The sequence below is a fragment of the Thermus oshimai DSM 12092 genome (assembly GCF_000373145.1).
In the GTDB taxonomy this organism is placed as follows: Bacteria; Deinococcota; Deinococci; order Deinococcales; family Thermaceae; genus Thermus; species Thermus oshimai.
In genome coordinates, this window is the sequence record NZ_KB890603.1 from 183,885 (window position 1) to 208,179 (window position 24,295).

Annotated in this window: 25 protein-coding genes and 5 tRNA genes; 16 read left to right on the forward strand and 14 right to left on the reverse strand. The window is 70.0% G+C overall.

Annotated elements, in window-relative coordinates; all coding sequences use genetic code 11:
* The first annotated feature begins 1 nt into the window (after position 1).
* The 3 genes from B043_RS0103285 to B043_RS0103295 all read left to right on the forward strand — a co-directional run bounded on the left by B043_RS0103285 (position 2) and on the right by B043_RS0103295 (position 232).
* Positions 2-77 (forward strand) — tRNA-Lys (locus B043_RS0103285).
* Between the two features lie 2 nt (positions 78-79).
* Positions 80-154, forward strand: a tRNA-Glu gene (locus B043_RS0103290).
* 1 nt (position 155) lies between these two features.
* A tRNA-Val gene (locus B043_RS0103295) sits at positions 156-232 on the forward strand.
* A 260-nt stretch (positions 233-492) separates the two neighbouring features.
* On the opposite strand, the gene fni is transcribed toward B043_RS0103295, so the two are convergent.
* The 5 genes from fni to B043_RS0103320 are packed head-to-tail and all read right to left on the reverse strand — an operon-like array spanning position 493 to position 8,585.
* A complete protein-coding gene (fni, locus tag B043_RS0103300; RefSeq protein WP_018460939.1) occupies positions 493-1,503 on the reverse strand; it encodes a type 2 isopentenyl-diphosphate Delta-isomerase in 1,011 nt (336 codons plus the stop codon).
* Positions 1,500-3,059, reverse strand: a complete 1,560-nt coding sequence (gene crtI, locus B043_RS0103305) for a phytoene desaturase family protein (protein ID WP_018460940.1) — start codon at positions 3,057-3,059, stop codon at positions 1,500-1,502. The genes fni and crtI overlap by 4 nt, the downstream gene beginning before the upstream one ends.
* A gap of 46 nt (positions 3,060-3,105) precedes the next feature.
* A complete protein-coding gene (locus B043_RS0103310; protein ID WP_016328339.1) occupies positions 3,106-5,304 on the reverse strand; it encodes a RelA/SpoT family protein in 2,199 nt (732 codons plus the stop codon).
* On the reverse strand, positions 5,305-7,518 hold the full coding sequence (locus tag B043_RS0103315; protein ID WP_018460941.1) for a hypothetical protein: 2,214 nt from the start codon (positions 7,516-7,518) through the stop codon (positions 5,305-5,307).
* An 8-nt stretch (positions 7,519-7,526) separates the two neighbouring features.
* Positions 7,527-8,585 carry a mechanosensitive ion channel family protein gene (locus B043_RS0103320; RefSeq protein WP_016328341.1) on the reverse strand — a complete coding sequence of 353 codons (1,059 nt, stop codon included), beginning with the start codon at positions 8,583-8,585 and terminating at the stop codon, positions 7,527-7,529.
* Between the two features lie 21 nt (positions 8,586-8,606).
* Between B043_RS0103320 and hemQ the strand changes: the two genes are divergently transcribed.
* Positions 8,607-9,356: a hydrogen peroxide-dependent heme synthase gene (gene hemQ, locus B043_RS0103325; RefSeq protein ID WP_018460942.1), complete on the forward strand. Its 750-nt coding sequence runs from the start codon at positions 8,607-8,609 to the stop codon at positions 9,354-9,356.
* Positions 9,356-9,832, forward strand: a complete 477-nt coding sequence (locus tag B043_RS0103330; RefSeq protein WP_018460943.1) for a hypothetical protein — start codon at positions 9,356-9,358, stop codon at positions 9,830-9,832. The genes hemQ and B043_RS0103330 overlap by 1 nt, the downstream gene beginning before the upstream one ends.
* Before the next feature lie 3 nt (positions 9,833-9,835).
* Here the strand turns inward: B043_RS0103330 and B043_RS0103335 are convergent, their stop codons facing one another.
* From B043_RS0103335 to B043_RS0103345, 3 genes are read right to left on the reverse strand one after another with little or no spacing between them, the layout of a single operon-like run.
* Positions 9,836-10,438 carry a PepSY-associated TM helix domain-containing protein gene (locus B043_RS0103335; RefSeq protein ID WP_018460944.1) on the reverse strand — a complete coding sequence of 201 codons (603 nt, stop codon included), beginning with the start codon at positions 10,436-10,438 and terminating at the stop codon, positions 9,836-9,838.
* Positions 10,419-10,952, reverse strand: a complete 534-nt coding sequence (locus tag B043_RS0103340) for a DUF2271 domain-containing protein (protein ID WP_016328345.1) — start codon at positions 10,950-10,952, stop codon at positions 10,419-10,421. Before B043_RS0103340 ends, B043_RS0103335 begins: the two co-directional genes overlap by 20 nt.
* A gap of 12 nt (positions 10,953-10,964) precedes the next feature.
* Positions 10,965-11,720: an FAD:protein FMN transferase gene (locus B043_RS0103345; protein ID WP_016328346.1), complete on the reverse strand. Its 756-nt coding sequence runs from the start codon at positions 11,718-11,720 to the stop codon at positions 10,965-10,967.
* Between the two features lie 97 nt (positions 11,721-11,817).
* Here B043_RS0103345 and B043_RS0103350 point away from each other — a divergent pair, with 97 nt between their 5' ends.
* The 3 genes from B043_RS0103350 to B043_RS0103360 are packed head-to-tail and all read left to right on the forward strand — an operon-like array spanning position 11,818 to position 14,093.
* Positions 11,818-12,477 (forward strand): response regulator transcription factor, encoded by a 660-nt coding sequence (locus B043_RS0103350; protein WP_016328347.1) that lies wholly within the window; start codon positions 11,818-11,820, stop codon positions 12,475-12,477.
* Positions 12,467-13,696: a sensor histidine kinase gene (locus B043_RS0103355; protein WP_018460945.1), complete on the forward strand. Its 1,230-nt coding sequence runs from the start codon at positions 12,467-12,469 to the stop codon at positions 13,694-13,696. Before B043_RS0103350 ends, B043_RS0103355 begins: the two co-directional genes overlap by 11 nt.
* A gap of 10 nt (positions 13,697-13,706) precedes the next feature.
* Positions 13,707-14,093 carry a hypothetical protein gene (locus tag B043_RS0103360; RefSeq protein ID WP_016328349.1) on the forward strand — a complete coding sequence of 129 codons (387 nt, stop codon included), beginning with the start codon at positions 13,707-13,709 and terminating at the stop codon, positions 14,091-14,093.
* On the opposite strand, the gene amrB is transcribed toward B043_RS0103360, so the two are convergent.
* Together amrB and amrS are read right to left on the reverse strand one after the other, a co-directional pair.
* Positions 14,034-14,876, reverse strand: coding sequence for an AmmeMemoRadiSam system protein B (gene amrB, locus B043_RS0103365; protein ID WP_038036775.1), 843 nt, complete (start codon positions 14,874-14,876; stop codon positions 14,034-14,036). The two genes, B043_RS0103360 and amrB, sit on opposite strands and share 60 nt — an antisense overlap.
* Positions 14,864-15,907: an AmmeMemoRadiSam system radical SAM enzyme gene (gene amrS, locus B043_RS0103370; RefSeq protein ID WP_018460947.1), complete on the reverse strand. Its 1,044-nt coding sequence runs from the start codon at positions 15,905-15,907 to the stop codon at positions 14,864-14,866. Before amrS ends, amrB begins: the two co-directional genes overlap by 13 nt.
* Positions 15,908-15,951: 44 nt before the next feature.
* On the opposite strand from amrS, the gene B043_RS0103375 reads away from it, so the two are divergent.
* From B043_RS0103375 to B043_RS13290, 6 genes are all read left to right on the forward strand, one after another.
* Positions 15,952-17,364 (forward strand): SWIM zinc finger family protein, encoded by a 1,413-nt coding sequence (locus tag B043_RS0103375; RefSeq protein WP_018460948.1) that lies wholly within the window; start codon positions 15,952-15,954, stop codon positions 17,362-17,364.
* Between the two features lie 14 nt (positions 17,365-17,378).
* The gene (locus B043_RS0103380) at positions 17,379-18,395 is read left to right on the forward strand and encodes an acyltransferase family protein (RefSeq protein ID WP_018460949.1); all 1,017 of its coding nucleotides are present in this window, start codon (positions 17,379-17,381) and stop codon (positions 18,393-18,395) included.
* Positions 18,392-19,279, forward strand: coding sequence for an alpha/beta hydrolase family protein (locus tag B043_RS0103385; RefSeq protein ID WP_018460950.1), 888 nt, complete (start codon positions 18,392-18,394; stop codon positions 19,277-19,279). Before B043_RS0103380 ends, B043_RS0103385 begins: the two co-directional genes overlap by 4 nt.
* A 44-nt stretch (positions 19,280-19,323) precedes the next feature.
* Positions 19,324-19,414 (forward strand) — tRNA-Ser (locus B043_RS0103390).
* 7 nt (positions 19,415-19,421) lie between these two features.
* A tRNA-Ser gene (locus B043_RS0103395) sits at positions 19,422-19,514 on the forward strand.
* 34 nt (positions 19,515-19,548) lie between these two features.
* Positions 19,549-20,220, forward strand: a complete 672-nt coding sequence (locus B043_RS13290; protein WP_018460951.1) for a DNA/RNA nuclease SfsA — start codon at positions 19,549-19,551, stop codon at positions 20,218-20,220.
* On the opposite strand, the gene B043_RS0103405 is transcribed toward B043_RS13290, so the two are convergent.
* Positions 20,207-20,953, reverse strand: coding sequence for a ZIP family metal transporter (locus B043_RS0103405; protein WP_018460952.1), 747 nt, complete (start codon positions 20,951-20,953; stop codon positions 20,207-20,209). The genes B043_RS13290 and B043_RS0103405 overlap by 14 nt on opposite strands.
* Positions 20,954-21,070: 117 nt before the next feature.
* Between B043_RS0103405 and B043_RS0103410 the strand changes: the two genes are divergently transcribed.
* Entirely contained in the window at positions 21,071-21,874 is an 804-nt protein-coding gene (locus B043_RS0103410) for a DUF4388 domain-containing protein (RefSeq protein ID WP_018460953.1), read from the forward strand.
* A gap of 2 nt (positions 21,875-21,876) precedes the next feature.
* A complete protein-coding gene (locus B043_RS0103415) occupies positions 21,877-23,235 on the forward strand; it encodes an alanine/glycine:cation symporter family protein (protein WP_018460954.1) in 1,359 nt (452 codons plus the stop codon).
* Between the two features lie 62 nt (positions 23,236-23,297).
* Here B043_RS0103415 and B043_RS0103420 read toward each other — a convergent pair whose 3' ends face one another.
* From B043_RS0103420 to B043_RS0103430, 3 genes are read right to left on the reverse strand one after another with little or no spacing between them, the layout of a single operon-like run.
* A complete protein-coding gene (locus tag B043_RS0103420; RefSeq protein WP_016328359.1) occupies positions 23,298-23,696 on the reverse strand; it encodes a hypothetical protein in 399 nt (132 codons plus the stop codon).
* 3 nt (positions 23,697-23,699) lie between these two features.
* On the reverse strand, positions 23,700-23,984 hold the full coding sequence (locus B043_RS0103425) for a hypothetical protein (protein ID WP_018460955.1): 285 nt from the start codon (positions 23,982-23,984) through the stop codon (positions 23,700-23,702).
* Positions 23,985-24,018: 34 nt separating this feature from the next.
* Entirely contained in the window at positions 24,019-24,294 is a 276-nt protein-coding gene (locus B043_RS0103430; RefSeq protein WP_016328362.1) for a hypothetical protein, read from the reverse strand.
* Position 24,295 lies beyond the last annotated feature (1 nt).

Below are 24,295 nucleotides of genomic sequence, written 5' to 3' on the forward strand. Positions count from 1 at the left end.
GGGGCCGTTAGCTCAGCTGGCAGAGCAACCGACTTTTAATCGGTAGGTCGCAGGTTCGAATCCTGCACGGCCCACCAATGGCCCCATCGTCTAGCGGTCAGGACGCGGCCCTCTCAAGGCCGAAACGGGGGTTCGATTCCCCCTGGGGTCACCACGGGCGGCTAGCTCAGCTGGCCAGAGCGCTCGCCTTACAAGCGAGAGGTCGTAGGTTCAAGTCCTACGCCGCCCACCAGCTCCAGGACACAACGCTACCCCCCTCGGAAGCGAGGGGGGTTTGGCGTTATCCGGTGTTTTTTTCCCCAAGGCGCGGTGCAGGAAGGCCAGGTCGGTGAGGGGGTTCACCCCGGCCACCCGGCAGGACCAGGGTGTCCCGCCGCGCCATCCCGAAGGCCCGGGCCAGGGTTCCGTGGGGGTGCGGAGGCCGAAGCGGCAGAGGAGCTCAGCCCCGTCCTGGCTTACCCCAAAGACCTGGGCCCCAAGCTTCTGGATCCTTCATCCCCCACCTCCCACCGGCTCCGCCCGCCCCCGCGCCTCCTTGGGCGTGCGGGCCCCCGCGGCGAAGAGGGCCACCCGGAGCTCCCAGAGGTAGTCCTGGATGAAGGCCACCACCGCTTCGGGCCCCTCGAGGGCGGGCCTCAGGAGGGGCCGGGCTACGGCCACCAGGTCCGCCCCCAGGGCCAGGGCCTTGGCCGCGTCCGTACCCGTGTAGACCCCTCCCGAGGCGACGAGGGGGGTTTCGGGGAGGACGGCCCTAACCTCCCGGATGGCCTCCGCGGTGGGGAGGCCGATCTCGCAAAGCTCGGGGTGGCGCACCTCCCCGTAGCGCACCCACTCCTCCACCCGGGCCCAGCTGGTCCCCCCGGCCCCCGCCACCTCCAGGCCGGCCAGGGGGAGGCCCCTCACCCGGAGGGCCGCCTCCCGCCCCAGGCCGTGCCCCACCTCCTTGAGGAGGACGGGGAAGGGGAGGGGAAGGAGCTCCGAAAGCCTTTCCAGGAGGCCTCGGAAGTCCGTGTCCCCCTTCTGCACCGCCTCCTGCAGGGGGTTTACGTGGAGGACGAGGCCGTCCGCCCCCAGGAGCTCCACCAGCCTTAGGAGGTCCTCCCGCCCGTAGCGGCGGAGCTGGACCAGGCCCAGGTTGGCGAGGAGGAGGGCCTTTGGGGCCAGGGGGCGCACCCGGAAGGAGGGGAGGGCCGAGGGGTCTTCCAGGAGGACGCGCCCCGAGCCCAGGACCATCCCCACCCCTAAGGCCTCCGCGGCCTCCGCCAGGGCGCGGTTGATCCGCCCCCCAAGCTCCACCCCCCCCGTCATGGCCCCGATGAGGAAGGGGGCCTTCAGGGTCTTGCCCAGGAAGGGGGTGGTGAGGTCCACCTCGGAAAGGGCCAGGCCCGAAAGGGCCTGGTAGCGGAGGCGGTAGCGCTCAAACCCGGTGGTGGTCCTCTGGTAGGCCACCTCCCCCTCGAGGCAGGCCTGGAGGTGCTTCCGCTTCCTCTCCGCGGTGCTCACGCGAAGGCCTCCTTGGGCTTTTTGAAAAAGCCCAGGTCCTGGGCGATGAGGCGCGCGGTCATCTTGCCGGACATCATCACGCTGGGAAGCCCCGCCCCCGGCTGGTAGCTCGCCCCCACCAGGTAAAGCCCCTTGACGTCCTCCGAGCGGTTGTGGGGGCGAAGGCTTGCCGTCTGCCACAAGACGGGCTCGGGGCCGAAGGCGTTCCCCAGGTGGCTATTCAGGGTCCACTGGAAGTAGTCCGGGGTGATGAAGTGGGTGTAGACCAGCCGCTCCCGAAGCCCGGGCAGGTACCCCGCCTCCTCCAGGTACCCGAGGGCCCGCTCCAGGTACGTTGGCCCAAGCGCCCCCCAGTCCAGGCCGCTTCCGTTGTGGGGCACGGGCACCAGGGTGTAGGCCGCGTGGTGGCCCGGGGGGGCCAGGGAGGGGTCGGTGAGGGTGGGGAGGTGGAGGTAGTGGGCCATGTCCGGCGGGAGGGCCTTGCGCACGAAGATGTCCTTGAGAAGGTCTTCGTAGCGCTCGGAGAGGAGGACGTTGTGGTGCTTAAGCCGCCTCCCCTCGTCCCCTTCCGCCTTGAAGCCGAAGTAGGCCACGAAGAGGCTCATGGAAAGCCGGGTGCGCTTTAGGCGCAGGTCGCTATGCCAGAAGCGGTCCTCTGGGGCCAGGAGCTCGCCGTAGGTGTGCACGTAGTCCGCGTTGGACACCACCAGGTCCGCCTTCAGGACCTCCCCGTCCTCCAGCACCACCCCCTTCACCCGCCCGCCCCGCACCAGGATGCGGCGCACCGGGGCCCCTAGCCGTACCTTCCCCCCGAGCTCCTCCAGCTTGCGGATGAGGCCCCGCACCAAGGCCCCCGTGCCCCCCAGGGCGAAGTGGACCCCCCAGTTCCGCTCCACGAAGTGGATCATGGCGTAGATGGCGGGCACGGAGAGGGGGTTCCCCCCGATGAGGAGGCTTTCAAAGGAGAAGACCCGGCGCATCTTGGGGTTCTGGAAGTACTTCTTCACGAAGGAGAAGAGGGGGCGCACCGCGTCTAGCCGGAGGAGGTCCGGGGCCACCCGGAGGAGGTCTAAGAGGCTTCCAAAGTGGGTGAAGCCCAGTTCCAGGAAGCCCCGCTGGAAGATCCGCCGGGCGGCCTCCTCAAACCGCAGGTAGCCGGCCTCGTCCTCCGGGGCCAGGCGGCGGATCTCGGAGAGGAGGTGGTCCCGGTCGTTGTTGTAGTCAAAGTGGGTGCCGTCCGGGAAGTGGATGCGGTAGAAGGGGTCCAGGGGGACGAGCTTCACGTAGCGCTCCGTGTGGGGGAGGCCTTCCCATTGGGGGAAGTCCGGGTAGAGCCGGGGTTCCCCTGGTGCGGTGGCGAAGAGGTCCTCCAGGAAGGGGGGGACGGTGATCACCGTGGGCCCCATGTCAAAGGTGAAGCCCTCCGCCCGGTGCACCCGGGCCCGCCCCCCGGGGTCGGGGAGCTTTTCCAGGACCAGGACCTCGAGGCCCATGGCCGCAAGCCGGATGGCCGCGGAAAGCCCCCCTACGCCGCTTCCGATGACGATGGCCCGCATATGGGCCAAAGTCTACCCTCTGGCCTGGGGGCAATCTGGCCCTGGGCTACACCCAGCGCACGGCCTCCACCCCCCGCACCCCGGCGATGGCCTTCTGGAGGCTTTCCCGCTCCCCGTCCTGGATGGGGAGCCGGAGGCGGATCCGGGCCTTGGGGCCCAGGATCCGGGTTTCCGAGCCCAGGGCGCTTTTGCCCGCCTCGGCCACCACCTGCATCACGTCCCGGAGGAGGCCGGTGCGGTCCTGGGCCAGGACCTCGAGGGTGGCCACCTTCCCCCCCACCCCCTCCCAGTAGGCCCCGATGACCCGGTCCGCCTCCGGGCCCTGGAGGATGCGGCGCAGGTTGGGGCAGTCCGCCCGGTGGACCGTCACCCCCCGCCCCCGGGTGACGAAGCCCAGGATGCTGTCCCCCTTCATGGGCTCGCAGCAGGAGGCCAGGCGGATGGGGGCCTGGAGGTCCTGCTCCAGGCGGATGCCCCACTCGTTCTTGGGGACGGGTTTGGGCTTTTCGGGCCTGGCCAGGGCCTTGGGGTAGAGGAGTTCGGCCACCGCCTTGGGGGTGGTGCGGTTCAGGGCCAGGGCCAGGTAGAGCTCCTCCGGGGAAGGGGGGAGGCCCAGGCGCTTGGCCGCCTCCTCCAGCTGGCTGTCCGTGGGCTTGGGGAGGCCCCGGCGCTTGAGGTAGCGCTCCAGGAGGGCCTGGCCCTTCTCCAGGGTTTCCTGGCGCTCTAAGGCGCGGAAGTACTGGCGGATCTTGCTCTTGGCGCTCCGGGTCTTGGCGAACTCCAGCCAGCCCTTGGAGGGGTGGGCGTTTTTGGCGGTGAGGATCTCCACCATCTCCCCGTTCTGGAGCTCGTAGGAGAGGGGGACGATGCGCCCGTTCACCTTGGCCCCCACCATGTGGTGGCCCACCTCGGTGTGGATGTGGTAGGCGAAGTCCACGGGGGTGGCCCCTTTGGGCAGGTTGATGATCCGCCCCTTGGGGGTGAAGACGAAGACCCGCCCCCCCAGGAGGTCTTTGGTCACCGCCTCCACGAACTCCCGGGAGCTAGAAAACTCCTGCTGCCACTCCTGGATGCTCTTGAGCCAGGAAACCCGGCGCTTCACCTCCTCGGGGTCGGTGAGGCCCTCCTTGTAGAGCCAGTGGGCGGCGATGCCGTACTCCGCCACCTTGTGCATCTCCCGGGTGCGGATCTGGACCTCTAAGGGGAGGCCCTCCAGGGCGATGACCGTGGTGTGGAGGCTCTGGTAGCCGTTGGGTTTGGGCACGGCGATGTAGTCCTTCACCCGCCCGGGGATGGGCTGCCAGAGGGCGTGGACCAGGCCCAGGACGTGGTAGCAGACCTGCTTTTCCCTGAGGCTCCTCGCCTCCTCCGTGGCGCTCGGCTTGGGGTCCAGGATGACCCGCACCGCCAGGAGGTCGTAGATCTGCTCCAGGGCCTTCCCCTCCCGCTCCATCTTCTTCCAGATGGAGTAGAGGTGCTTGGGGCGCCCCGTGACCTCAAAGCCCTGGATCTGGGCCTGGAGGAGCTCGTCCTTCTCCAGGGCCTCCTTCAGCCGGGCCATGGCCCTTTCCACCAGCTTTTCCCGGGCCTCCTGGCCCTCTTTCAGCCTTTCCAGGAGGCTCTGGTAGGCCTCGGGGTGGAGGTAGCGGAAGGAGAGGTCTTCCAGCTCCCACTTGATCTGGCCCATACCCAAGCGGTGGGCCAGGGGGGCGTAGATCTCCAGGGTTTCCTGGGCGATGCGCCGCTGCTTTTCGGGCGGCATGTGCTCTAAGGTGCGGAGGTTATGCAGGCGGTCCGCCAGCTTCACGATGATGATCCGCACGTCCTCCGCCATGGCGATGAACATCTGGCGGAGGTCCTCCGCCCGGCGCTCCTCGCCCTCGAGGTTGGCCATCTTGTAGAGCTTGCTGACCTTGGTCTCCCCCTCCACGATGCGCCGCACCCCAGCGCCGAAGCGCCTCTCAAGCTCCTCGGGGGCCACCCCGCAGTCCTCCACCACGTCGTGGAGGAGGCCCGCCATGACCGTCTCCGCGTCCATGCGCAAGGAGGCCAGGATCTCGGCCACCGCCACGGGGTGGGTGATGTAGGGCTCCCCGCTCCGCCTCCTTTGCCCCGCGTGGGCGGCCTCGGCGAAGCGGTAGGCGGCCTCCACCTGGGCCACCTCCTCCTCCGAGAGGTAGGCCAGATGGGGTCTGAGTTGGGACCAGAGGTCGGCTTCTAGGGCCACCACCTTCCAGTGTAGCACCTAGAGGAGAAGGCCAAGCTCCTGCAGGAAGGCGGAAAGGGCGCTTCGCTCCAGAAGGGCGGCCAGGGTTTTCCCCTCCCTTGGGGCCAGGACCAGGGCCTTGGGGCCCAGGAGGACCACCGCCGCTTTTCTCTTCTCCTTAAGCCCCGCGTCCAGGAGGTCCAGAGCCTTCTGGAAAGCCTCCAGGGGCGGGCGGGGGAGGGGAAGGGGGCCCTCCTCCAGGAGGCCCAGGGCCTCCACCCCGGGGAGGCGGAGGGGCTTTAAGGGGTCTTCCCCGGCCAGGGCTCCGAAAAGGGCCTCCACATCTGCGCTCCCGATCTCCTTGAGCACCGCCTGGGCCGCCTCCTTCTCCCGCTCGGCCTCCTTGAGGAGCCGTTCCGCTTCCTCCAGGGCCCTTTCCACCTCCAAGACCCCCGCGGGCCCCAGCCGGGCGAGCCTATCCCAGGCGGCCTCCAGGAACTCCGCCAGGGGTTTGAGCCGGCCCGTGGTCTCGCTCTTCAGGTCCTGGACCCGGGCGTAGCCCCTGAGGAAGGCGGCCAGGCGGGTGGTGAGCTCGGAGCGCCGGGCCTCCAGCTTGCGCCTTAGGGCCTGGAGGGCCCGGGCGATGGGGGTGGGGTCGGGGAGGGGCTTGGCCTTTTCCTCGGCGATGGCCCTTAAGACGGCCTCGCCCCCGAAGGCGCGGAAGCGCTCCGCCAGGGCCTCGAGGCGGGCGAGCTCCTCCAAGGCCCTTTGCCGCCTCTCCGCCTTGGCCTCGGCCAGGCGCTTCCTGAAGCCCTCCAGGTCGGGCAGGCGGCCCTGGGCCACCTCGCCCAGGAGGCCCGCCCAGGCCTCCCCAAGCCCCAGGGCCCGGGCCTCCCCCTCCAGGGCCTTGAGGGCCGCCTCCGCTTCCTGGAGCTTCTCCTTTAGGGCCGCCTCCTCCCCCGCCTTTTTCAAAAGCTCCGCGTAGCGGGCCCTGAGGGCGGGGAGGGCCTCCCCCAAGCGCTCCTCCGGGGTGGCCTTGAGCTCCTCCAGAAGGGGTCTAAAGGCCTCCCCTTTGGCGGCAAGCTCCCTGAGGAGGGCCTCCTTTTCCTCCCTAAGGCGCCTCGCCTCCTCCTCCAGGGCCTTAAGGCTCTCCTCCAGGGGGAGGAGGTCGGGGAAGCCCCCTTCCTTGAGGGTTTCCTCCGCCAGCCTTAGGGCCGCTTCCAGGGGGGCCTTGGCCTCGGGGGGAAGGGGAAGGCGCCTTAGGGCCTCTTCCAGCTGGATGAGCCGGGCCCGCTTTTCCGCCTTCAGGTTGGCCTCGGCCTCTTTGAAGGCCGCCTCCAGGGCCTGGAGCTTCTCCCCCGCGGGGCTTCCCGCCTCCAGGAGGGCCTCCACCTCGGCGAGAAGGGGGCTCACCGTGGCCCGCTCCAGGAGGGGGGCGTGGCGGGCCAGGAGGTCCTTTAGCTTCCGCCTTTCCTCCTCCACCACCATGGCCTGGATGCGCTCCGCCGCCTCCTCGGGGAGGGCCTCGAGGTCAATGACCAGCTCCCCTTCCAGCTCCGAGGCGTCCTCCACGGTGACGTAGACCTCGGGCTCGGCCTCCTCCGTCTGGAAGACGATCTCCGGCAGGGTGGGGGCGCGGACGGCGCTGGACTCCAGAAGCTTCCTCAGCTCCAGGGCCAAGGCCCGAGCCCGCTCCACCTCCCCCTGGGCCAGGGTGCCCTCCCCGTGGGCCTGCCGGATGGTGCCCACCAGGCTTTCCAGGCGGCGGACCTTGGCTCCCCCCAGGTGCCGCACCCTTTCTAGGGTCTCCTCCAGGTGGGCCAGGTCCCGGGCCTGGCGGAGAAGGGCCTCCTCCAGCTTCTCCTCCAGGGCCTCCAGAAGCCTAAGCCCCTCCGCCAAGAGGGCGGGGTCCTCCCCCTGGCGGAGGCGGTTGTAAAGGGCCCTAAGCCTTCCCACCTCCGGCCAGTCCAGGTAGAGCTGGAAGCGCCTAAGGCCCTCCTCCAGGGCCTTGAGCCCCTCGGGGGTTTTGAGGCGCTTCAGGGCCTCCTCCACCACCCGGCGGGCCTCCTCGGGCCTAAGCCTCGCCTGGAGTTCCCGGAAGAAGGGCCCTTTTAGGAGGGCCTCCCCGTCCTCGGGGGTGAGCTCCTTCGGGGTCTTGCCGAGCCGCTTGAGGCCTTCTTCCAAGACCACCTGGGCCCTCTGGCCCAGATGGGGCTGGACGGCCTCCAGGATGACCTGGTGGACCTCGGGCATCCCCTAGACTATACCCCTTTTTCCAGCCTTAAGGGCTCCCCCAGGTAGAGCTTCAGGTGGGGGTAGGGGATCTCTATCCCCTCCCGGTCCAGGCGGTTCTTGATGCGGCGGCGGAACTCCCGGGCCACGGCCCACTGCTGGGCGGGCTTGGTGCTGAAGAGCACCCGGATGACCACCCCCGAGTCCGCCAGGTTCTGCACCCCTAAGACCTCCGGGGGCTCGGTGAAGGCGTCCTGCCACTCGGGGTCCCGGTGGAAGGCCTCCACCTCGTCCCGGAAGACCCCAAGGACCCGGTCCAGGTCCTCCTTGTAGGCCACGCTCACGTCCACCACCGCCCGACTCCACTCCTGGGTGAGGACGGTGACCTGCTGCACCTGGGAGTTGGGGATGAAGTGCACCCGGCCCTCCAGGTCCCTTAAGACGGTGAGGCGCAGGTTGAACCGCTCCACCTGCCCCCCCACGCCCCCGATCTGGACGATGTCCCCCACCCCGTACTGGTCCTCCAGGAGGATGAAGAAGCCGTTGATGAAGTCCCGGATGAGGTTCTGCGCGGCGAAGCTGATGGCCAGTCCCGCCACCCCCGCCCCCGCCAGGAGGGCGGTGACGTTGAGGCCCAGGTTGGAGAGGAGGAAAAGCCCCCCCACCACCAGGACCACCCCCTTGAGGAAGGATTCGGACACCGCCCTCAGGGTCTTCCGCCGCACCGCCTCCCGGGTGAGTTCCGTCCCCTCCGGTTCGGGCAGGCGGCTTAGGAGACGGGGGAGGAGGCGGTAGCCCAGGTAGGTGAGGGCTAAGACCCCGAGGGCGGCCAGGCCCCGCCCCCCCACCCAGGCCACCAGGGCCTCCCCCCAGCTCCGAAGGGGCTCGTAGGGAAGCCCCAGGGCGTGGGCCAGGTAGGCCAGGGCCAGGAGGAGGAGGAAGCCCCACCAGCCCCAGGCCAGGAGGCGGAAAAGGGCGTCGTCCCGCTCCCCGGGGATGGCCTGGGCCAGGGCCCGGAAGAGCCTCCCTCCCAGACGCCCCAGGAGGACCACCGCCGCCAGGGCCAGGAGGAGGTGAAGGGCCGCCACGGGGTTCAGTATAGTGGGGGCATGGAGCGCCACGCGCCGGAGCCCACCTTTACCCTCGAGGGCTGGCAGGTCCTCCACGACTTCCGCACCCTGGACTTCCCCGCCTGGATGGCCGCCCCCAAGGAGGAGCGGGCGGCGGCCTGGGAGGAGCTGAAGGGCCTCCTAGGGGCCTGGCGGGCCCTGGAGGAAAGGGGCCTTGGCCTTTCCCGGGTCTACCAGGTGGTGACCACGAAGGCGGACCTCCTCTTCCTCCACTTCCGGGAGGACCTGGACGCCCTTTTGGAGGCGGAAGAAAAGCTCAACAAGAGCCGCCTGGCCCGCTTTCTCCGCCCGGCCTACGGCTTCTACTCCGTGGTGGAGCTGGGGAGCCAGACCGGCCCCTTGGACCCCGAGGCCCCCTACATCAAGCCCCGCCTCCGCCCCAGGGTGCCCGAGGGGGGGTACGTCTGCTTCTACCCCATGAACAAGCGCCGCCAGGGGGCGGACAACTGGTACCTGCTCCCCGCCAAGGAAAGGGCCGAGCTCATGAAGGCCCACGGGGAGACGGGAAGGAAGTACCAGGGGAAGGTCCTGCAGGTCATCAGCGGGGCCCAGGGCCTGGACGACTGGGAATGGGGGGTGGACCTCTTCAGCGAGGACCCCATCCAGTTCAAGAAGATCGTCTACGAGATGCGCTTTGACGAGGTCTCCGCCCGCTATGGGGAGTTTGGGCCCTTCTATGTGGGCCGCCACCTCTCCCCGGAGGCCCTGGCCCGCTTCCTGGAGGTGTGATGTACTGGGCCTTCACCGCCTTCCGCCTCCTCCCCGAGTTCCGCCGCCTGGAGGCGGAGGTCCAGGAGCACCTGAAGGACGAGCTTTCCGCCCTCTTGGAGCGCTGGGGTGGGCGGGGGATTGCCCTTTACAGCCTGGTGGGGTTTTCCGGCGAGGCGGACCTCCTCCTCTTCCAGCAGGCGGAAGACCCCCGGGCCTTCCCCCTCCTGCAGAAGGAGCTCCACCGCACCCGCATGCTGGGCTTCCTGGTCCCGGAGGGGCGCTTTCTGGACCGGGGGGAGGGGAGCCCGGAGGGGGAGGCCCTCCTCCTCCTCCCCTTTGGCCTCGAGGGGGAGGCGGAGGGGCTTAGGGTCCTCCGGGGGGAGGCCCTGGCCCTGGTGGAAGGCCCTCTGGAGCGCTTGTTCCCCCTCTTCCTAAGGGAGGGGGGGTATCTGGGCCTGAAAAAGGCCCCCCGGGAGGCCCTGGACGAGCTTTAGCCCCTAGCGGCTCGCCCATAGGGCCAGGAGGAGGAAAAGGAGGCTCCCAAGGCCCACGGTGAAGAGGGCCGCCCTTCGGGTCCTCAGCATGAGGAGGCCCAGGGCCAGCCCGGTAAGGCTCACCAGGGCCAGGAAGAGGGCAAAGAGGTCCAGGGCCCATCGCCAGGCCCCCGGGGTGTCCCGGCCCTTGTGAAGGTCGTTCAGCACCCCCACAAGCCCCGCTTCGGTGACGCTTAGGCGGTAGGCCCCGCTACGGAGGTCCACCTGGGCGTCCGCGGCGTAGCCGGGGGCGCGGAAGGAAAGCCAGGCCTCCCCCCCGCTTTCCCCGTACTCCGCCACCCGCCCTCTTAGGCCTAGGGCCCGGAGGTCCTCCGCCAGGCGGAGCCAGTCCACCGCCTCCCCCTGGAGGTAGGGCCCCTGCAGGGTGCCCTGGAGGCGGCGGGTGCGGCCTTCCCCAAACCACTCCGGGTGGTTCAGGGTGAGGCCGGTGGCCGCGAAGAAGAGGAGGGCCAAAAGGGCCAGGAGGGAGAGGTAGAGGTGCAGGGTGCGGGCAAAGCCGTAAAGCCGCGCCCGGGCCAGCTTTGCCCTAGGCCTTGCGGTAGTCAAGGGCCACCTCCGAAAGCTCCCCCTTCAGGGTGTAGGTCTTCTTGAAGGGTTTGGGGCCGATCTCCACCGCTTCCCGGAAAAGCTCGTAGGGCCCGTGCTCCCGGGCGTACTCCACGCAGATGTGGTAGCGCCCCTGGGCCACGGGCCGCCCCGCCTCGTCCTTCCCGTCCCAGACCACCCGGTACCGCCCGGGGGGGCGGGTGGGGCCGGAGAGGGTGCGCATCCTTTCCGGCGTGCTTTGCAGGAAGTAGCGCCGGAGCTCGTTCCACCACCTTTCCCCTTTCCCCGGCATGAGGAAAAGGGCCAGGGTGCGCACCAGGTTGCCCCGCTCGTCCTCCACGTAGCAGGCCACGTAGGGGGCCCGGTAGCGGAACCCCCCGCCCTGGTAGGCGAAGGCCACCTCCAGCTCCATGCCCTGCGGCCAGGGGGCCCCTTGCGCCCGGGCGAGGCCTAGGGCCATCATCCCCATCACCCGGCGAAAAAACGACCTCCGGCTGTAGTAGCGCTTCAGCATCCTTCCCTCCCTTTATGGGCCGGCCTTGGGGCCTTCCCCGGTGAAGAGCACCCCTTGGGCCCCATGGGCCTTCAGGATGGGCCAGGCCTCCTCCTTCAGCACGAAGAGGGCCTTGGCCAGGGCCTCCGCCAGGAGGGCGCTTCCCGCCAGGACCGTGGCCTGGAGCCCCGCCGCGGGCCTCCCCGTCCTGGGGTCCAGGAGGTGGGCCCCCCGGTGGCGGACCCCGCTGGTGGCCACGCCCCCTTCCCCCAGGCGGAGGGTGTGGGCGGGGGGGGCGTTGTCCGGGCCCAGGGGGTCTTCCAGGGCCACCAGGGCTTCCCCCAGCCCCAGGCGGGCCAGGTCCCCCCCGAGGTTCACCAGGACGGCCCGGGCCCCCAGGGCCTTGGCCTTGGCCGCCGCCCGGTCGGCGATGTAGCCCTTGGCCAGCCCGTCCAGGTCTATGGGGGCGAAAAGCTCCACCCGGTTCCCCGCAAGGTGGTAGGGCACCCCCCCATGGCGGGGGGCGGGGTGGAAGGCCCCTTGGGTGGCCTCCATGAGCCTCAGGGCCTCCTCCAGGAGGAAGCCCATCTCCGGGCTCACTTCCCCTCCTCCTTGGGCCAAAAGCCGGGTGAGCTCGCTCTCCCGGTGGCGGCTGAAGAGGCCTTCCAGGCGGACGACCTCCTCCTGGATGGCCCTTAGGGCCCGCCGGGCCGCCCAAGGGGGGGCGAGGAGCTGGACCTCCAGGTGGCTTCCCAGCACCCCTTCCCACCTGACCCCGTGCCGGCCCATGCCCTAAAGGGTAGGGGCGGGCGGTTAGGCGGGCGTTAAATACCGGGCACCGAGGCCAGTAACCTCTGCCTAACCCCTCCTGGCGCATACTGGGGGCATGCGCATCCTCCTTTTGGAGGACGAGCCCCGCCTGGGCCGGGCCCTGGAGCGGACCCTTTCCGCCCAGGGGTGGAGCGTGGTCTGGGCGAAGGGGCTGGAGGGGGCGCGGGAGGCCTTCCTCGAGGCCGAGCCCGACCTCATGGTCCTGGACGTGCGCCTGCCCGAAGACGAGGACGGGGGGTTCCGCCTGGCGGAGGAGGTGCGGAGGGCGGGCTACAAGGGGGCCATCCTCTTCCTCACCGCCCGGGACACCCTGGCGGACCGGGTCTATGGCCTGGACCTGGGCGGGGACGACTACCTGGTGAAGCCCTTCGCCCTGGAGGAGTTCTTGGCCCGGGTGCGGGCCCTTCTCCGCCGATCGGCGGAGGTGAAGACGGGACGGCTCGTCCTGGGGCCTTTGGAGGTGGACCTCTCGGGGCGGGCCGTGCATCGGGAGGGCCAGCGGGTGGACCTTTCCCCCAGGGAGTTCGCCCTCCTGGAGCTTTTGGCCCTGCACCCCGGGCGGCTTTTCCCCCCGGAGGAGGTGGCGGAGCGGGTCTTCGGGGACGGGGAGAAGGTGGGGGCGGTGAAGGTCTACGTCCACTACCTGAGGCAGAAGCTGGGCCCGGAGGTCATCCGCACCGTCCCCGGGGGGTACCGGTTGGGGTATGACCCTTAGGGGTAGGCTGGCCCTCTTCCTCCTCCTGGCGGTGGGGGGTGCCCTCCTGGCCCAGGGGGTTTTGAGCTACGCGGCCTTCAAGGGCCTCATTGAGCGGGACATGGACCGCTCCCTTTTCCTCTACCTCGAGGCCCTCACCGAGGGGCGCCGCCCCCCCAGGGGGGAGTTCGCCTACCGGCTCCTTGCGGACCACGAGGAAAGGAGCCCGGGCTTCCCCGACCTCCCCCCCCTCCCCCCGGGCCGGTACTGGCGGGAGGGGTGGCGGGTGGTGGTCTTTCCCGTGCCCGGGGGCACCCTGACCCTGGCCCGCTACGAGCCGGGGGCGGCCTCCGCCCTGGGCCGCTTCCGCCTGGCCCTTTTGGGTTCCGGGGCCTTTCTCGCCCTCCTTGCCGCCCTCCTCGCCTACCGCCTTGCGGGAAGCGCCCTCAGGCCCCTGGCCCGCCTCACGGAGGTGGCCCGGGAGGTGGCCGAGGCCCAGGACCTGGCCCGGCGGGTGGAGGTGCGGGGCGGGGGGGAGCTTAAGGCCCTGGCGGAGAGCTTCAACCACATGCTGGACCGGCTCCAAGCCTTTTGGGAGCGGGAGCGGCGCTTCACCCGGGACGCGGCCCACGAGCTCAGGACCCCCCTGGCCGCGGCCCTGGCCCAGCTGGAGGCGGCGGAGGCCGGGTACCTGCCCAAGGAGGAGGCCCTTTCCGAGGCCAAGGCGGAGCTCCTCCGCCTCAAGCGCCTGGTGGAGGCCCTCCTCCTCCTGGCCCGGGAAGGGCGGGTGGAGCGGGTGGACCTGGACCTGGCCCGGCTGGCCGAGGAGGAGGCCCGGCGCTTCGGGGCGGCCTACGAGGGTCCGGAAAGCCTTCCCTACCGGGGCGACCCCCTCCTCCTGGCCCAGGCCCTGAGGAACCTCCTGCAAAACGCCTTCCTCCACGGGGAGGGGCGGGGGGTGCGGGTGCGGGTGGGGGTGGAGGGGGGATGGGCCTTCCTCGAGGTGGCGGACCAGGGCCCCGGGCTGCCCCAAGGGGCCTGGGAGGAGGTGGGCCGCCCCTTCTTCCGGGCCTCGAGCCAACCGGGGGAGGGGCTTGGGCTTTCCGTGGCCAAGAAGGTGGCCGAGGCCCATGGGGGGAGGCTTTCCCTCCAGCCCAACGCCCCCACGGGCCTCCGGGCGCGTTTGGAGCTTCCCCTAAAAGGTGGGGAGGCGCACCCTGCCTTTCCTCCCTTCCCTTAGGCTTTAGAGCATGTACGAGGTTCTCCTCCTTCTCCACAACCTCCTGCGCTGGTTCGTGCTCCTTTTCGGCCTCTGGGCCCTCCTCCGGCCCGAGCCCCGCCCCGGGGCCTTCTTCGCCCACGCCCTCACCCTCCAGGTGGTCCTGGGCCTCCTCCTGGCCTTCGTTAGCCCCCTCTTCCAAGGGGCCCTGGCCGCCCTGGGGGAGGTGATGCGTGCTGGGGGCGAGCCCCGCTACTTCGTGGCCGAGCACTGGGTGGGGGGGCTTTTGGCCCTGGGCCTCGCCCACGCGGGCCTCGCCCGGGCGCGAAAGGGGCAGGGGGCGCGCCTCCTCTTCGCCCTAAGCCTCCTCGTCCTCCTCCTTTCCATCCCCTGGTTCCGGCCCCTCCTCCGCCTCTAGGTAGGCCACCGCCGCGTACCCCACCACCCGCGCCCGCTCCCCCTTGGCCTCGGCGCTGGTGGCGTAGGCCAGGAGCCTGGGCCGCCACCCTAAGCCCCGGGCCAAGGCGGTGAGGCTCGCCCAGGGGAGGCGGCCGCAGGCCTCGCTTTCGGCCAGGGCCAGGGGGTCTAGGGCCAGGGCCTTCTCCAGGGTCTTCCCGTCCCGCGCCCGGGCCACGGGCTCGGGGTGGTAGTGGGAGAGGTCGCTGCTGGCCACCACCAGGTCCCGGGGCCCGAGCTCCTCCCCCAGGGCCTCGGCCACCCCCAGGGGGTCCACCTCCCCAAAGAGGAGGGGGAGGATGGGGGTTTGGGGCAGGACCACCTGGAGGAAGGGGAGGAGGACCTCCAGGCTATGCTCCTCCCGGAAGGGTTCCTCCAGGGCTCGGAAGGGGTGGCCCCGGGCGAGGAGCCTCCTCCCCCCTTCCAGGTCCACGGGGGTTTCCCCCAAAGGGGTGCGCCAGGCCCGGTAGGGGTGGAAGGCCACCCCCAGGAAGGGGACGAAGTGGCTCGGGCCCAGGAGGAGGACCCTCCGGGCCCGCCCCTTCCAGGCGGAAAGGGCCCGGAAGGCCTCCGCCGCCACCCGGCCGGAGTAGAGGTAGCCCGCGTGGGGGGCCAGGGCCCCCCGGACCCCGGGAAGGGGGGGCGTGCGGGCCGCTTCCAGAAGGCCCTCCACCTCCCGCCGGAGGGTTTCCCCCTCCCGGGGGTAGAAGACCCCCGCCGCCGCCTCCCGCCTCACCAGCTCCATACCCCGGGGATCCTCCGGCCGCACCCCGGGCAGACCCCGGGGTCCGTCCACAGGGCCTCCACCCGGTAGCCCCGCCGCTTCAGGAGGAGGCGGCCGCAGTCCGGGCAGCGGGTGGAGCTCCGCTCCTCGTCCAGGATGTTGCCCAGATAGACGAAGCGCATCCCCTCCTCCTTGGCGATCTCGTAGGCCTTAAGCAGGGTTTCCCGCCGGGTGGGGGTGAGGTGGGGCATGCGGTAGTCCGGGTGGGCGGCGGTGAGGTGCCAGGGGATCTCCGGGGAAAGCCCTTTGAGGAAGCGGGCCATGGCGCGAAGCTCCCCTTCCTCCGTGTTGTACCCCTCCAGGAGGAGGGTGGTCACCTCCACCCAGACCCCCTGGGCCACCAGGTGCTCGAGGCTCTCCAGCACCGGCTTCAGCCGGGCCCCGCAGATCTCCCGGTAGAAGGCCTCGCGGAAGCCCTTGAGGTCCACATTGGCCGCGTCCAGGTAGGGGCGGATGTAGGCCCAGGCCTCCTTCGTCTCAAAACCGCTGGTCACGAAGACGGTCTTCATGCCCCGTTCCTTGGCCAGAAGGGCCGTGTCCCGGGCGTACTCTACGAAGACCGCGGGCTCGTTGTAGGTGAAGGCGAGGAGCCGCACCCCCAAGGCCTCCGCCGCGGCCACCACCCGTTCTGGGGGGAAGTCCTCTCCCAGGTAGGCCCCCGCGCCCCCTTCGCCGAAGGGGAAGTCCCGGAACTGGCTGATGGTCCAGTTCTGGCAGAAGGCGCAGAAGAGGTTGCACCCCACGGTGCCCAAGGAGAGGATCCCCTCCCCCGGGTGGAAGTGGAAGAGGGGCTTCTTCTCCACGGGGTCCACGTGCAGGGCCGCCGCCTTGCCGTAGGTGGCCAGGTAAAGCCGCCCCCCCAGGTTCCGGCGCACCCCGCACTTCCCCGCGCCCCCCTGGGGGATGGCGCAGTAGTGGGCGCAGGCCCGGCACTGGACAAAGCCCTTGGGCAGGGGACGGACCAGATCGGCTTCCCTTAAGGCCGCGGTCATTCCATAGCCTTCACCCCTGATTGTAGCGCGCTACACTAAGCTTCGTGAAGCCCTTTCCCCCGGAAAAGGAGGAGGACTTCGCCCCCTTCTTCCCCGAGGAGGTCCTGAGGCGGGGCCTGGCCTACGCCCGCGAGGGGCGGGTCCTGAGGGTCTACCGGCTGGGGGAAAGGCTTCTTGGGGAGGTGCTGGGCTCGGAGGGGGTCCCTTACCGGGTGGAGGTGGGCCCGGGGCTTTCGGGGGGGTGCACCTGCCCCTACCCGGGCTTTCCCTGCAAGCACGCGGCGGCCCTCCTCTACGCCTACCTGGAACGGGGGGGAAGGGACCTCAAGGAGGCCCTGGAGGCCCTCTCCCCCGAGGAGGCCAAGGCCCTCCTCCTGGCCCTTGCCGCCCTGCCCCGGGTGGGGGGGCTTCTCCTGGAGGCCCTCTTCCCGGAAAGGGCCCTGGAAGAGGAGGTTCGGGAGCTCAAGGCCGCCTTCCGCCTGGGGCTTTGGCCCGAGGAGGCCCTGGAGGCCCTCCTCCTGCGGCTTCCCAAGGTGGAGCGGCCGGAACCCCTCCTTAAGCTCCTGGAGGCCCTGCTCCAGGCCCCCAAGGACCCCGGCCCCTACCTGGGCCCCCTCCTCGCCCGCTACGGGGAGCTCAAAGGCCCCCTAAAGCCCCTCCTCGCCCTCCTCCTCCGCCACCCCCTGCCCGAGCTGGTCCGGGGCTTCCTGGAGATGGCCAAGGCCCGCCCCGAGGAGGCCCTGCCCCTCCTGGAGGGGAGGGACCCCTTGAAGGAGGCCCTGAGGCGGGAGCTCCTCTTCGCCCTGGGGCGGGAGGAAGAGGCCCTGGCGCTCATGAAGGCCCGCCTCGAGGCCCCTGAGGACTACCTGGCCCTGGTGGACCGCCTCCTCGCCCTGGGGCGGAAGGAAGAGGCTCTCTTCTACGCGGAGGAGGCCCTGAACTGGTTCGGCAAGGACCCCCGGCTTTTCCCCCTGGCGGACCTCCTAGCAAGCCAAAGGGGCCTCCCCGAGGACCTCCTCCGCCGCTTCCACCTGCGCCCGAACCTTTCGGACTACGCCGCCCTCAAGGCCCTTCTCGGCCCCCGCTTCAGGGAGGAGAGGCCCAGCCTCCTCAAGGCCGTGAAGGACCCCGCCCTTCTCGCCCGGATCCACCTCCTGGAGGAGGACTGGAAGGCCCTAGACCGCCTCCTCCAGCGCGCCCCCCCAGAGGCCTACCCCGCCCTGGCCGAGGCCTTGGAGGAGCGGCTTCCGGGGGAGGCCTCGAGGCTCTACCTGGAAGCGGCTCGAGGCCTCATAGAGAAGGGCGGAAGGGCCCGCTACCGGGAGGCCGCCCGCCTCTTAGGGCGGGCCAAGACCCTGGACGGGAAGCGGGTGGAGGGCTTCTTGCGGGACTTAAAGGCCCTCTACCCCAGGCGGCGGGCCCTTTGGGAGGAGCTCGCCCCCCTCTCATCTTCCTAGGGGAGAATGGGGGGGTGGAACGCTTCCCCTGGGTGGAGGTCTTCCGGGGGCTGGCCATCCTGGAGGTGGTCCTCCACCACCTCCTAGGGCGTTTCCTACGGGAGGTCCCCCCGGAAACCCCCTTGTGGCTTGGGATCCTGGCCCTGAACCGCACCCTGCACTTTGCCGTCCCCGCTTTCCTCTTCATGACCACGGTGGTCCTGGGGGTGGCCCTGGGGCGGGGGATGGCCCTGGGCCGCTACTTCCAGAACCGCGTCCTGAGGCTTCTTTGGCCCTACCTCCTTTGGAGCGGGGTGTACCTCCTCTTCCGCTTTCTGGACCACGGGGCCTTCCAGCCGGAACGGATCCCCCACCAGCTCCTCTGGGGCAAGGCCTACTACCACCTCTACTTCCTGCTGGTGGCCCTGGAGCTAGCCCTGGTCCTGCCCCTCCTGGCCCCCCTGGTGCGGCGGAGGCCCCACGGGGCCTGGTTCCTCCTCTTCGGGGTGGGCCTCACCCTGCTGGTCTACTTCGCCAACCGCTACCTGTACCGCCTGCCCTACCCGGCCAGCACCCTCCTTTGGTACGTCCCCGCGGTGGCCTTGGGCTTGTACGTGGCGAGCCGCATAGAGGACCTCCCCCGCCTCCTCCGCTTCTGGCCTATGGCCCTCCTCTTGGCCCTGGTGGGGCTTGGGGGCTATCTCCCCCTGGCCCTGGAGGCCTTCCAGGGGCGCCCGGTGAACACCTTCCACTACCAGGCCTTCCACTGGCTCTACACCACGGCCGTGGCCTTCCTCCTCCTCTTCCTGGCCCACCGCCTGGCCGGAGGGCCCCTCCGGGCCCCCTTGGCCTTCCTGGGCCGGTATTCCCTGCAGATTTACCTTCTCCATCCCATGGTCATCCGCCTTTTGGAGCGGGATCCCACCTTTCCCGAGCCTCTTGGGCTTAAGCCGGCCTTCCTCATCTACCTGGTTCTGGCCCTCTTCCTCCCTCTCCTCCTTGCTCATCTCCTGGTTCGGGCCCGACTTTCGCCCCTCCTCTTTGGGCGATGAAGGGGGTCCTTGTCGGGGTTTTCCTTTTGGGGGTGCTCCTTTGGGCCCTCCGCCAGGTCCAAGAGGGGGGTTTCCGCCTCGAGGCCGGCGGGGTGGCCTACCTTCGGCAAGGGGTGGGGCTTTTCGCCGAGCTCTGCCGCCCCCGGGGAGCCCCTAGGGGGGCCGTCCTGCTGGTGCCCGGGGGGTTCGGCCCCCCCAACCCCACCATGGCCGAGCGCTGCCGGGCCTGGGCCGAGCGGGGCTTCCTGGGGGTGGTCCCCCACCTCCGGGGCCGGGGCGGGAGCGGAGGGCGGATCACGGGTTGTTTGGAGGAAGGGGAGGACCTGGCCCACCTGGCCCGCTTCCTCCCCCGGCTGGGGGTGCGCCGGCACGCCTACCTGGGCTACTCCCTGGGGGCCTGCGTGGCCCTGAAGGCCGCGGCCCTGGAGGGGGGAAGCTCGGGGGTGGTCTTCGCCATCGGGCCGGTGGACTTTGAGGAGCAGGCCCGGATCCTGGAAAGGACCCGGTCCGAGGCCCTCGCCCGCTGGCGGGAGGTCTTTGGGGAGGACCTCGCCCGCCAAAGCCCCCTGCCCCACGCGGCCCGCCTGCGGGCCCCCCTCCTTGTCCTCCAGTCGGGGAACGACCCCCTGATCCCCCCCACCCAGGCCTGCCGCCTCAGGGACCTCCGGGAGGCCACGGGGCGGCGCGTCCACCAGGTGGCCCTCACCCGGGAGGGGGCCCCCTGGACCGGCCCCCTCACCAAGGGCCGGGCCTGCCTGAGACCCACGGGGTTTGGCCCTTTGGGAGAAGACCACCTCATCCTCTTCCCCGACCTGCACCACGCGGTCATCCCCGCCATGGAGGCCCAGGCGGAGCGGTTCCTCCTCTATTGGCTGCGCCCTTGACACCCCGGGGCCCTTTGGGCATAGTGTAGGGTGCGGCCAGTCCTGGAGGGTTGGCCGAGCGGTTGAAGGCGGCGGTCTTGAAAACCGCTGTGGGCCTCGAGCCCACCGGGGGTTCGAATCCCTCACCCTCCGCCAGCGGCTTGGAGAGGTGGCCGAGTGGTCTAAGGCGGCACCCTGCTAAGGTGTTGCACCGGGAAAACCGGTGCCGCGGGTTCGAATCCCGCCCTCTCCGCCAAAGGGGCCCGGTCCTTGGCCGGGCCCTTCCCTATATGCTTCGGCTTCCCCTACCCCCCTTAAGCCCCTGCCGCCTCCTCCGGCGGAGGAACCGCTTCCTGGTGGAGGCGGACGTGGGCCCTCTGCACCTCCCCAACTCCGGGCGGATGGCAGAGCTCCTCCGCCCCGGCGCCCCCTGCCATTACCTCCCCCGGCCTACCCAAAAGACCCTAGGCCGCCTGGTCCTGGTGGAGGCGGAAGGGGTCCTGGTGGGGGTGGACGCGGCCCTGGCCAACAAGCTCTTGGAGCTCCTTCTGAGGGAGGGGGTCTTCGGTCCCCTGGAGGCTCTTCGGAAGGAGGTGCCCGTAGGGGGGGAACGGCTGGACTTCCGCGCCCGCATTGGGGGGAAGGAGGTCTTCCTGGAGGCCAAGAACTGCAACCGGGTGGAGGGGGGGCTGGCCCTCTTCCCCGACGCCCCCACCCTCCGGGGGGCCCGGCACCTGCGCCTTCTCGCCGCCTTAGCCCGGGAGGGCCATGGGGCCTTTGCCGTCTGGACCGTCCAGCACCCCTTGGCCCAGGCCTTCGCTCTGGACCCCATGGACCAAGCCCTGGTGGAGGCGGCGGAGGAGGCCCGCCAAAGCGGGGTCAGGCTCCTGGCCTACCGGGTGCGGCCCACCCTAAAGGCCCTGGAGGTGGAAGGGGAACTCCCTTGGGCTACCCTCCGATGAGCACCTGGAAGGCCACCATGAGGGCCACGGAGAGGGTGAGGACCGTGGCCACCCCTTCCGCACGGGCCTCCTTCAGGGCGTCGGGGAGGATCTCGGCCACGGCCATCCAGATCATGGCCCCCGCGGCGAAGCCCAGGCCCACGGGCAGGGCGGGGCGGAAGAGTTCCACAAAGAGGAAGGCGGGAACGGCCATGAGGGGCTGGGGCAGGCTGGAGAAGACGCTCCAAAAGGCGGCCATGAGGACGCTTACCCCCCGGGGCACCAGGACCAGGCTGATGGCCAGGCCCTCGGGGATGTTGTGCACGGCGATGGCCAGGGTGATGAAGATCCCTAAGGCCTCCCCCCCACCGAAGGACACCCCCACCCCCACCCCTTCCGCGAAGGAGTGGAGGGTCATGATGCCCACCACCATGAGGGCCTTGCGGGCATCCAGGCCCGAAAGCTCCCCAAAGGACACCTCCCGCCCCTGGAGGTAGCGGTGGGCCAGGAGGATAAAGCCCAAGCCCAGGAGCACCCCCAGGAGGGTGCGGCCCAGGCTGTACCCCACCCCTTCGTAGACCAGGCCGAAGCTGGCGGAAAGCATAAGCCCCGCGGCGGCGGCGTTGGCCAGGCCCAGGTGCTCCTGGGCCACGGCGCGGGTGAAGAGGAAGGGCAGGGCCCCAAGCCCCGTGGCCACCGCGGTGAGGAGGGCGTAGAGGAAGACCGTCCAGGGGGATACGGAAAGGGCGTCCATGGCCCCTATCTTAGTGCAAGTGATTATCACTTGTAAATGGCTTTTCCCAGGCTTTCCGTAAAAAGGGTCGGTTCCCAGCCTGGACGCCCGGGGAGGGGTGTGGTAAAAAAGGGGGGAATGCTTGGCGAGCGCGGGGTTCTGGAGGGCAACCTAGCGGAGTTTCCCTTTGCCTCCTTGGTGGGGGCCTTGATGAGCGCGGGGCGTACGGGGCGGCTTCTCCTCCAGGCGCCCTTTTTGGAGGGGGAGGTCTACCTCCAGGGGGGGCAGGTGGTCCACGCCCGGGTGGCCGCCCCGGAGGGGGGGGCCCTCGAGGGGGAGGAGGCCCTGGATCTCCTGGTGGGGCTTAAGCGGGCCCCCTTCCGCTTCCTTCCGGAGGTGGCCTCCCCCCGCACCACCCTGCTCGGGGGGCTGGCCGTGCCCGCCCGGCTGGCGGAGGCGGGGAAGGTCTGGGAGGGGCTTTCCCTTCCTTCGGACTGGAGCTACCGCCTGCGCCTCCCGCAGTCGGGGACGGTGCAGGACCTGCCCGGGGAGGCCCTTAGGGTCCTGGCCCAGGTGGAGGGGAAGCGGGTGGTGGAGGTCCTCCTTCAGCCTGCCCCTTTGCGCCTGGCCCGCATCCTCCACACCCTCCTCCAGATGGGGGCTTTGGAGGCGGTGCCCCAGGTGGACCTGCCCCCGGTGGCCCTCCTGGTCCTCCCCATCTACGGCCCGGGGAGCGGCACGGTCTACGTGGACGAGGCCCTTTACGCGGAGTGGGCCCGGGCCATCCGCCACGGTTTCCGCCTGAGGCTGAAGTCCCCGGACCAGGTCCTGGAGGTGCGCCCTAGGCCCAACATCCCAGGGCGGCTTGGCCTTTTGGAGGAGGACCTTAAGCGCCTGCGCCTCCGCCGGGGGGATAGGGTAGAGGTGGTGCCGGAGGTGTAGCCATGGACATCCTGACCCTGAACGAATACCTGAACCGCATCGTCTACGGCCTCCCCATGAAGCTGGTCTTCCTCCTGGTGGGGGCTTATCTGGTGGTCTTCCGCATCCGCTGGTTCTCCGCCCCCCTTCGGATGATGCGGGTTTCCTTCAGCGAGACCCTGGGGGCCATCCGGGAGCGGACCTACGGCTTCGGCGGCCAGATCACCCCCTTCCAGGCCACCATGGTGGCCCTCTCCGCCACGGTGGGCACGGGCCACCTCCTGGGCATGTTGGCGGCGATCCTTTTGGGGGGGCCTGGGGCGGTCTTCTGGATGTGGCTGGGCTACTTTTTCGGCACAGGCTCCAAGTTTGCCGAGGCGACCTTGGCCGTGCACTACCGCCGTCGGTACGCCGACGGTTCGGTGGCGGGCGGGCCCATGTACTACCTTTCCCGGGGCCTGCCCCGCTTCCGCTTTCTGGGGGCCCTTTTCGCCCTCTTCGCCGCGGTGGCCGCTTTCGGCATCGGCAACCTGGCCCAGGCGGGGGCCGTGGGGGGGGCCCTGGCCCCTTTGGGCCTTCCCCCGGCCCTGGTGGGGCTGGGCCTGGCCCTTCTGGTGGGAGTGATCCTGGGTGGGGGCATCGCGCGCGTGGCCCGGTTTGCCCAGGTGGTGGTGCCCTTAAAGCTCATCTTCTTCCTCGCGGCCTTTTTGCCCCTGCTCGTCCTCTACGCGGGGAGGATCCCCGAGGCCTTGGCCCTGGTCTTCCAGGCGGCCTTCACCCCGGAGGCCGCCTTGGGGGGGGCGGCGGGGTATAGCCTCCTTGCCGCCCTCAACGCCGGGCTTGGCCGGGGGATCTTCGCCAACGAGGCCGGCCTGGGCTCCGCGGCCATCGCCCACGCCCAGGCTCAGGTGGACCACCCCGTGCGCCAGGGGTTCTGGGGGGTGACGGAGATGTTCGTAAGCTTCCTGGTCACCTCCCTCACCGCCCTCACCTTCCTGGCCTCGGGCCTCTGGCAAAGGGGGGGAAGCGCCTCGGAGGCCGCAAGCGCCCTCTTTTCCGCCCACCCCTTGGGGGGGCTCATCCTGGCCCTCACCGTGGCGGTCTTCGCCTTGGGCACCATGGTGGCCTGGGGGTTTTACGGGGAGGAGGCCGCGGCCTACCTCTTCGGGGAGGGGATCCGCTGGCCCTACCGCCTGGCCTTCGCCGTTTTGGCCTTCGTGGGGCCCTTGGGGGGCCTCGAGGCCTTCCTGGCGGTTTCCGACACCCTAAACGGCCTCATGGCCATCCCCAACCTCATCGGCCTGGTCCTCTTGGGCGGGGTGGTGGCCCGGCTGGTCCAGGGCTTCTTCCGGGGCGAGCCCTGGATTCCCCCCAGGGACTAGGCCCAAGCCCCCGGGCGCAGAAAACCCCTGCTGGGGTCCACCCCAACGCTTGGGTGAGGTGGTTAGTGGAATAGCTCCCGCACCATGCGCTCCAGCTCCTCCCCCGCCCTCTTGTCCAGGGTGAGCTTCACGCGCACCGCCACCTTCAGGGCCACCTCCTCCAGGGCCTCGCGGGTTTCGCACCCCTGAAGGCTCTTTAGAAAGGGGGTGGCCCTTTCCCCCAGGCGGGCTTTTAGGAAATCTGAAAGCCTTTGGCAAAGCTCCTTGGGGCTTTCCACGGGCAGGATCAGGCCCTTTTTCAAAAGCCCCGCCAGGAGGCGGTAGGCCTCCTCCCCCAGGCCGCTTTCCCGCACCACCTCCTCCTCCGTGCGGCGCCCGTCGCAGAGGGTGTAGACCCGCCACTCCTCGGGGGTGGGGTGCCAGTCCTGGGGGGGTGGGTTGGGGTTGCGGCGGAAGACCATGGGCTAAAGGGAGGCCACGATGGCGTCCACGAGCCTTAGGACGAGGTAGACGAAGACCGCCCCCAGGAGGAGGATGAGGGAGAGGAGAAGGAGGAGGAGGCTTTGGGGCTCGCCCCAGGTGAGGAGGAGGACGACCAGGTAGGCCAGGGCGAAGAAGAAGATGAGAAAGAGCATCTGCCCGCCCCGTTCCCCCATGACCCCGCCGGGGATGGCCCGCCGGAGCTTCAGGCCGTAGAGGACGTTATAGGCCATGAGGAGAAGGCCTAGGAGGAGGAAGACCTTTTCCATGGCCCCATTATATACGCTCCGGTCCAGAATACCCTTAAGCCCACTCCCGCAAGGGTATAAGCTCCCCGCCCTCCACCTGCTTTCTCACAGGCCGGTAGCGGCGGTCAAACCAGATCTCCAGCACCGCCCGCTCCAGGCTCTTGGGCCCCACCACCACCTTGCGCACGTAGTACCCCCCTTCCGTGGGGGCGATCTCCATGCTTTTGGAAAGCCTGAGCTCCACCACCTCGCCCCCCCTAAGCCGCACCCGCACCCGGAAGGCCAGGGGGCCGTCGGGCTTCAGGTGGGGGTCTTGGCGGAAGGGCCACACC